Raw genomic sequence first — 7545 nt, 5'->3', positions numbered from 1 at the left:
ACCCAGCACATCCAGCCCGCGCTTGACCCAGCCACTGAGCGCATCGCCACCGCGATAGACCACCGTGTCGATGAAGTTCTTGGCGCGGTACTTCTGCTCGGCCGGCAGCACGGTGTACAGCATCTCGCGCCCCGGCCGTACCAGCGCATACTCCCCCGCACGGCGCACCACCATCACTACCACGAACACCGCAAACACCGGGGCCAGGGCCAGCCACAGGAAGCCGGCCACCATCACCAGCGGCACCGCCACCAGCAACACGCCCACCCCCATGCGCCGCGCGATGCGCCCTGTGAAAAACAACTGGGTGAGGATCGCCAGCGCCTGCACCACGGTGTCGATCAGGCCGAACACCTGGGTCTGGCGGGTGCGATCGGTAAAGGTCTGTGCCACCAGCCGCGCCTGCTCGAAGTACAGGAAGGTACTGATGCTGGCCAGCAGCACCACGAACAGCGCCAGCATCAAGAGGTAGGGCGAGCGCAGCACCTCGCCGGCCCCGGCGAACGGGTTGCCGCCCAGCGGCCGGGAGCGCGGGTGTTCGGCCTCCGCCGGCAAGGGCGCACGGTCGCGCCAGCGCTGCAGGTAGGTTGCCGCGCCGATGCTGCCCAGCAGAAACAGCGTGGCCAGCAACACCAGCCCGGCATGCCCGACCACGCCCACCAGCAGGGTACCCAGTATCGGCCCCACCAGCCCGCCCAGGCTCGCACCGGCTGCCAGCAACCCGAACAGGCGCTTGGCCTGCTCGTTGCTGAACAGGTCGGCCAGTACGCTCCAGGCCAGCGAGATGCTCAGCAGGTTGAACACCGACAGCCAGATGTAGAACGCCCGGGCCACCCACAGGTTGTCGGGCTGCACCGCGAACACCAGGGCGAAGGCCAGCAGGTTGCTTGCCAGAAAGCCGTAGGTCCAGGGCAGGATCCTGCGCCGCCGGGCCCGCGCCACCACCCAGCCGAACAGCGGCAATGCCAGCAAGGTGACGATGAAGGTGCCGGTGAACAGCCATTGAAGGTTGTCGATGCCGCCGGCCACCCCCATGGTCTCGCGTACCGGTCGCAGCATGAAATAGCCGGCGAACAGCAGGAAGAACAGCGCAAGGCCGCCCACCACCGCCGGGGTTTCGTCGTCGTGAAAGGTGAACAGCCGGCCCAGCAGGCGCATCAGCCGAACATCTTGATCAGCGCCTGCTGCCGGGCCGTGTCGAGCAACGCGCCACTGCCGGCCTTGAGCTGGTCGCGTTGACGGTCCGGGCGGCTGGTGGCCGGGATCACGGTCGTCACTGCCGGGTGACTGAGGGCAAATTTGAGAAACAGCTGCGCCCAGCTGCCGATGCCGGCTTCGCTGGCCCAGCCCGGCAACGGCTGGCCCTTGACCCTGGCAAACAGCCTGCCATCGTCGAAGGCGCGGTTGATCAGTACCGCCACGCCCTTGTCCTGCGCCAGCGGCAGCACCGTGCGCGCGGCGCCAGGCGCATTCACCGAATAGTGGATCTGGATGAAGTCCAGCGGCTCGCGGCGCAGGATGCGCTCCAGTTCGTCCAGCCCGCCATCGGTGTAATGGGTAACGCCCACGTAACGGGTCTTGCCCTGGGCCTTGAGTTCACGGGCGTAGGGCAGTTGGCGCTGCCAGTCGCGCAGGTTGTGCACCTGCAGCAGATCGACCTTGTCGGTGCGCAGGCTGCGCAGCGTCTGGGCCCATTGCGCCTGCGCCGCAGCCTGGCTGTCGGCGGCGATCTTGGTGGCCAGGAAGGTGCGCTCGCGCCAACCGCCCTCCTCCAGCAACTGGCCCAGTATCGCGTCGGCGCCGCCATAGTTGGGCGAGGTATCGATGACCCGGCCGCCACCGTCGAAGAACACCTGCAGCACCGCTTTGAGCTGCTGGTACTCGGGGGAACCCGCCGTCACCTCGAAACTGCCCGAGGTGCCGGCGCCGATCACCGGCAAGGCCTCGCCGGTGGACGGCACCTTGCGCTCGAGCAGCGCCGTGTGGGGCTGCGCCAGGGCGTGCGGGCGGCTCAGCAGCAGCCCCAGGCCAGCGGCCAGGGCAGCACTGGTGGCGAGAAAACGGCGACGCGTAGGCATGCGCAGGCCTCCTGCAAAGCGGCGTTGGAAGGGGTCAAAGGGTCAAGCATAGACCATGGCCCAACGGCGCCGATTTGCTCAATTGCCATGCGCTTCTATATTGAGCTAGTCCCTGTTGCGAGTGCCAAGCGTGGCCAGCACCGATCGGTTGATCATCTGCGAACACTGCGACTGCGTGTATGAACGGGTCGAGCTCGCCAAACACCAGAAAGCGCTATGCCTGCGTTGCGGCGCCGTGCTGCAGCGCCATAACGGCCTGGATGTACAGCAGCGCCTGGCGCTGAGCCTCACTGCAGCGATCCTGTGGATGTTCGCCAACTTCTACCCGGTGATGAGCATCAGCCTGCAAGGCCTGCACAACAGCGCCACGTTATGGGACTCGGTGCGCGCCCTGGCCACCGGGCCGATCACCTTCATCGCCCTGGTGGCCGCCATCGCGATCATCATCGCGCCGATGTTCCAGCTGTTGCTGCTGCTGTGGGTGCTGGTGCATGCCCTGGGCCGACGCCGCTCGCCGGCCTTCAGCCTGTGCATGCGCTGGCTGGAAACCCTGCGCCCGTGGAGCATGCTGGAGGTGTGCCTGCTGGGGTCGATGGTGGCGGTGTTCAAGCTGGCCGGGCTGCTCGATGTGCTGCCAGGCCTGGGGTTGATCGCCCTGGCCGCCCTGAGCCTGCTGATGATCCGCCTGGCCGGGCGCGATATCCGCGACCTGTGGGTGTACCTGTCTTGAACGCGCCGCCGGTGGCCAGCGAGCTGGGCCTGGTGCTGTGCCATGCCTGCGGGCTGGCCTGCGACAACCGCGACCACCCCACCCAGTGCCCTCGCTGCGCAGCGCCGCTGCATGAGCGCAAGCCCGAGTCGCTGACCCGAACCTGGGCGTACCTGATCGCCGCCCTGGTGTTCTACATCCCGGCCAACCTGCTGCCGGTGATGAACACCAAGCTGTTCGGTGCCGGCGACGACAGCACCATCATGAGCGGCGTGCTCGAGTTCTGGGCCCATGGCTCATGGGACATCGCACTGATCATCTTCATCGCCAGCATCGCGGTGCCGGCCACCAAGTTCGTGGCCCTGGGCCTGCTGCTGGTGACGGTGCAGCGCGGCAGTACCTGGGCCCAGCGCCAGCGTTCGAAGCTGTTCCGCTTCGTCGAGCTGATCGGCTACTGGTCGATGCTCGATGTGATCGTGGTGGCGCTGGTTGCCGCACTGGTCAAGTTCCAGGCCCTGGGCGACATCGAGCCGCGCCTGGGCATTCTGTTTTTCGGCATGGTGGTGGTGTTCACCATGCTCGCGGCCATGAGCTTCGACCCCCGCCTGATCTGGCAACCGCCCAACGGCAAGGAACCCGCGCATGAGTGAAGACAGCAACCACAGCGCGGCACAACCGGCTCGCCCGGCGGTGCAGACCCGGCGCTTCAGCGTGTCGCTGGTGTGGATCGTGCCGATCGTGGCAGTGCTGGTGGGCATCTCGCTGGTGGTGCACAACTGGCTGCAGGAAGGCCCCAGTATCCAGGTCACCTTCAAGACCGGCCAGGGGCTGGAGGCCAACAAGACAGCAGTGAAGTACCGCAACGTGGTGATCGGCCAGGTCAGCGAAGTGGAGCTCAGCCAGGACCAGAAGAGCGTCACCGCCACCATCAAGCTGGTCAAGCAGGCCGAGAACTTCACCCGCCAGGACTCGCTGTTCTGGGTGGTGCGCCCGCGCATCGGTGCGGGCGGCGTAACGGGTATCGACACGCTGTTCTCCGGTGACTTCATCGGCGCCGATGCCGGGCAGTCGGACACCCGCGCCAAGACCTTCACCGGCCTGGAGACACCACCGCCAATCACCTACGGCGAACCCGGCAAGCGCTTCAACCTGCATGCCTCCGACCTCGGCTCGCTGGGCGTCGGCTCGCCGGTGTACTACCGCAAGATCCAGGTCGGCCAGGTGGTGTCGTACGCGCTGGACGCCAACGGCAAAGGGGTCAATGTCGAAGTGTTCGTGCACGCCCCCAACGATGCCTTCGTCACCGACAACACGCGGTTCTGGAACGCCAGCGGCGTGGATGTCGAGGTGGGTGCCAACGGCTTTGCCCTGCGCACCGAGTCGCTGTCGTCGCTGATGGTCGGCGGCGTGGCCTTCAGGGCCCCGGACTACAGCCCCGACGACCAGCCGGCAGCCGAAGACAAGACCTTCGAGCTTTTCGACGACCGCCCCGCCGCCCTCGCCCCGCCGGCGGGCAAGGCGCAGTACCTGGCGCTGCGCTTCGACCAGTCGCTGCGCGGGCTCAAGGTGGGCGCACCGGTGGAGTTCCTGGGCATGGAATTCGGCCGGGTAGTCGCCATCAACCTCGACTTCGACGCCAAGACCCGCACTTTTCCGGTGAATGTGGGCATCGTGATCTACCCGCAACGCCTGGGCCAGGCGCATACCAAGATGCTCAAGGTGCTCAATCACAACCCTGATGATGAACAGGCCGGCGTCCGCCTGATGGGCACCTTCATCGACAACGGCCTGCGCGCCCAGGCCCGCAGCGGCAACCTGTTGACCGGGCAGTTGTACATCGCCCTGGATTTCTACCCCAAGGCGCCCAAGGTGACCTTCGACCCGACCGCGCGCCCCATCACCATCCCGACCATCCCCAGCAGCCTGGAACAACTGCAGGAGCAGTTCCAGGCCATGGTCGAGAAGATCAACAAGCTGCCCATCGAACGCATCGCCGGCAACCTGGACGCCAACCTGGTGGAACTGCGCAAGGCGCTCAAGCAGTTCAACGGCAAGACCCTGCCCGGCATCGAGGGCACGCTGCAGGACATGAGCACCACGCTCAAGAGTGCCAATGCGACCCTGGCCGACGACTCGCCACAGCGTGAGCAGCTGTCGCAGACCCTGGACGACCTGGGCCGCATGACCCGCTCGATGCGCGAGCTGGCCGACTACCTCAAGCGCAACCCCGAGTCGCTGCTGCGCGGGCGGCCCGACAATGCCCCTGCCGATGCCTTGCAACCTTCCTCGCGCCAATGAGCACTGGAGCCCGCCCCATGACCTATCTGCTCAAACCTTCGCTGCTTGGCATCGCGCTGTTGCTGGCGGCCTGTCGCAGCGAGCCGGTGCACTACCACACCCTGGTGCCTGCGCAGCTACAGGCCGGGGCGAGCCGTGCGGTAGACGTACGCATAGAGTCCATCAGCGTGCCGCCCCAGGTCGACCGCGAGCAGATTGTCGTGCGCCAGGGCGACAGCGGCCTGGCGGTGCTCGACAGTGAATGGTGGGGCGCCAGCCTGGTGGATGAACTGCGCAGCGCCTTGAGCGGCCAGCTCACCAGCAATGCACCGCGCACCCTGGGCCTGCGCCTGGAGGTGCAGCGCTTCGACTCGGTACCCGGGCAATACGCCCTGCTGGAGGCGCGCTGGCGCCTGCGTACGCTGGGCGGCGATGCCAACCGCCCCGCCCTGCGCTGCCACAGCCTGGTACGCAGTGCGGCGGGCACCGGGATCGCCGAGCTGGTGGCAGCCCAGCAACGCAACGTGGCGCGTCTTGCAGGGCTGATAGCCCAGGCGGCCGATGACACCCGGGCCGGGTGCCCGGCCTCCGGTTCCTGAGGCATCGGGCCGGTCAGCTTACTGGGCCGAGCCCACCGGCATGCCCTGCGGCCCCGGTGTGACCACCACGTCCAGGTCGATATGCTTGAACTCGGGCTTGGCACCAAGGCGTGCATTGAAGCGGTAGTTGAAACTGAACGGATCGTTGGTCGGCACGTTGAGTGCGTGTCCGTAGATCGGCTCGACCGCCGCAGCGTCATACCCCAGCAACTGCAGCAGCGTGGGGAAGATGTTGTAGTGGCTGGAGCGGTCCTTGTTGGTCGCCAGTTGCGCCTGCCAGTCCAAAGTCTTCAGGCCCTGGCCCTGGATCACCACCAGCGGCACCAGGCCCTCTTCCTCCACCGGGTTCTCGCCACAGTGGGTGTTGAGCCCCGGGTTGCCGCGTTCATGCAGGTCCTGGCCATGGTCGGAGGTGTAGATGATCACCGCCTGGCTCAGGTCGGCCTGGGCAAACAGGCGCTTGAAGAATTCGCCCACGCTCCACAGCACGCTGTTCTTGTACGAGTTGCGGTACAGCACCCAGTCCTGCGGGGTACCACTGAACCCATCGCGCTGACCGGTATCGGCGATGTCGGCATAGTGGCCCCGCGGCAACGCCGGCGTGTAGGTCATGAACGCATCCGGGTACTTGTCGTGCACCGGAAAATGCACCCCCACCTTGTTGATCACGATCAGTTGCGGCTTGCCGTCGCCCAGCAGCTCCACGAGCTTTTGCAGTGCGGCCATGTCGCGGTCGCGCACCGGGGTGGTATCGAACTGGATGAACTGGTCGATGTCGCGCTTTTCGGTGGCATCCATCAGGTTCTGCAGGTTGCCGCCGGTGCGCTGGCTGTCGATGTAGACGGTGCCAAGCCCGGCCTGTTTGGCGTACTGCCAGATCGACGGCAGGGTCGAGTTGATGCGCAGGTAATCGCTGCGGGTGCCGCCGTAGCGCAGCGTGACGTTGGTGTCGGCGCTGCAATTGGCGATGGAGGCGGCATAGCCGTAGTTGAAGATGCTGGCCCCCGGCTGGGGGTGGGTGAGGTTGCTGGTGACCCCGTTGGGGGTATTGAGGTCCAGGTAGTTGCCCGAAACGCTCTCGTCGATGATCAGCACGATATCGCGCGCCAATGGCGGGCCGCTGCGCGCCAGCGTCACTGGCTGGCGCGGGCCCACGCTGTCGTGCAGCGATTCGTAGAGGAACAGGTTCAGGTAGGCCAGCGGCGTGTACATCACCGGCAGGCCGCGTGCGCCCTCGCCGGCACGCACGAACAGGATGCCGGTCAACAGCGCCAGGCCCAGCAGCGGTGCGGCCCACGCCAGGGTGCCGGGCAGCCGCTGCACCGGGTCCGGGCGCAGGCCCAGCCCCAGCAGCAACAGCAGCCCCTTGGCCGCGACCCCCAGGATCACGCTGTGGTACTGCTCAAGCGCTTCGCCGATGAACCCACCCGAATACACCATCGAAACGAAGGCGCTGTAGGTGAGGTATTCGGCGGTTATGCGCGTATAGGCGTCGAAAAACACCGCGCTGGCACAGAACCCCACTGCAAACAGCCAGCGCACCAGGCCCTGGCGTATGTTCGCGCACAGCCACAGGGCAGCCACCAGCAGCACGAACACACCGGCATACAACACCAGTGCCACCCCCAGCCCGATCGCCTCGAGACGCTCGAGGTAGTACGCATGGAAACTCAGAAGGTAGACCAGCAGCAACAGTCCCTTGATGTAAACGCGCATGACTTCCCCGCCAGAAATGTTTCCCCCCAGCCCACTGAGGTTTCCCACACGGTAGCAGGATGCCGACAAAGCGCAAACCACAGTTTGTCAAAAAAATGACGAAATGCAGGGCGCCGATTATGACGTTTTTCAAGCGGGAATCTGATGCATTCGCGAAACAACCCAC

The 7545-nt window shown here is 65.9% G+C and carries 7 protein-coding genes; 4 read left to right on the top strand and 3 right to left on the bottom strand.

From position 1 onward, the window contains the following. Both JZZ72_RS20980 and JZZ72_RS20975 read right to left on the bottom strand, forming a co-directional pair. Positions 1–1158, bottom strand: a 1158-nt coding sequence (locus tag JZZ72_RS20980; protein ID WP_210015085.1) for an NTP/NDP exchange transporter, incomplete at its 3' end; no start/stop codon positions are given. Then, a complete protein-coding gene (locus tag JZZ72_RS20975; protein ID WP_043860616.1) occupies positions 1158–2078 on the bottom strand; it encodes an aldo/keto reductase in 921 nt (306 codons plus the stop codon). The genes JZZ72_RS20975 and JZZ72_RS20980, both read right to left, overlap by 1 nt. Positions 2079–2208: 130 nt before the next feature. Between JZZ72_RS20975 and JZZ72_RS20970 the strand changes: the two genes are divergently transcribed. The 4 genes from JZZ72_RS20970 to JZZ72_RS20955 are packed head-to-tail and all read left to right on the top strand — an operon-like array spanning position 2209 to position 5663. Further along, positions 2209–2808 carry a paraquat-inducible protein A gene (locus tag JZZ72_RS20970; RefSeq protein ID WP_043860615.1) on the top strand — a complete coding sequence of 200 codons (600 nt, stop codon included), beginning with the start codon at positions 2209–2211 and terminating at the stop codon, positions 2806–2808. Further along, positions 2805–3437 carry a paraquat-inducible protein A gene (locus tag JZZ72_RS20965; RefSeq protein WP_210015084.1) on the top strand — a complete coding sequence of 211 codons (633 nt, stop codon included), beginning with the start codon at positions 2805–2807 and terminating at the stop codon, positions 3435–3437. The genes JZZ72_RS20970 and JZZ72_RS20965 overlap by 4 nt, the downstream gene beginning before the upstream one ends. Continuing rightward, positions 3430–5085, top strand: coding sequence for a PqiB family protein (locus tag JZZ72_RS20960; protein WP_078481192.1), 1656 nt, complete (start codon positions 3430–3432; stop codon positions 5083–5085). The genes JZZ72_RS20965 and JZZ72_RS20960 overlap by 8 nt, the downstream gene beginning before the upstream one ends. A 17-nt stretch (positions 5086–5102) precedes the next feature. Continuing rightward, a complete protein-coding gene (locus tag JZZ72_RS20955; protein WP_210015083.1) occupies positions 5103–5663 on the top strand; it encodes a PqiC family protein in 561 nt (186 codons plus the stop codon). A gap of 18 nt (positions 5664–5681) precedes the next feature. Here the strand turns inward: JZZ72_RS20955 and JZZ72_RS20950 are convergent, their stop codons facing one another. Further along, positions 5682–7379 (bottom strand): sulfatase-like hydrolase/transferase, encoded by a 1698-nt coding sequence (locus JZZ72_RS20950; RefSeq protein WP_104572482.1) that lies wholly within the window; start codon positions 7377–7379, stop codon positions 5682–5684. Positions 7380–7545 lie beyond the last annotated feature (166 nt).

The sequence above is a fragment of the Pseudomonas palmensis genome (assembly GCF_017848315.1).
Lineage (GTDB): Bacteria > Pseudomonadota > Gammaproteobacteria > Pseudomonadales > Pseudomonadaceae > Aquipseudomonas > Aquipseudomonas palmensis.
This window is presented reverse-complemented; position numbering and strand designations above follow the sequence as displayed.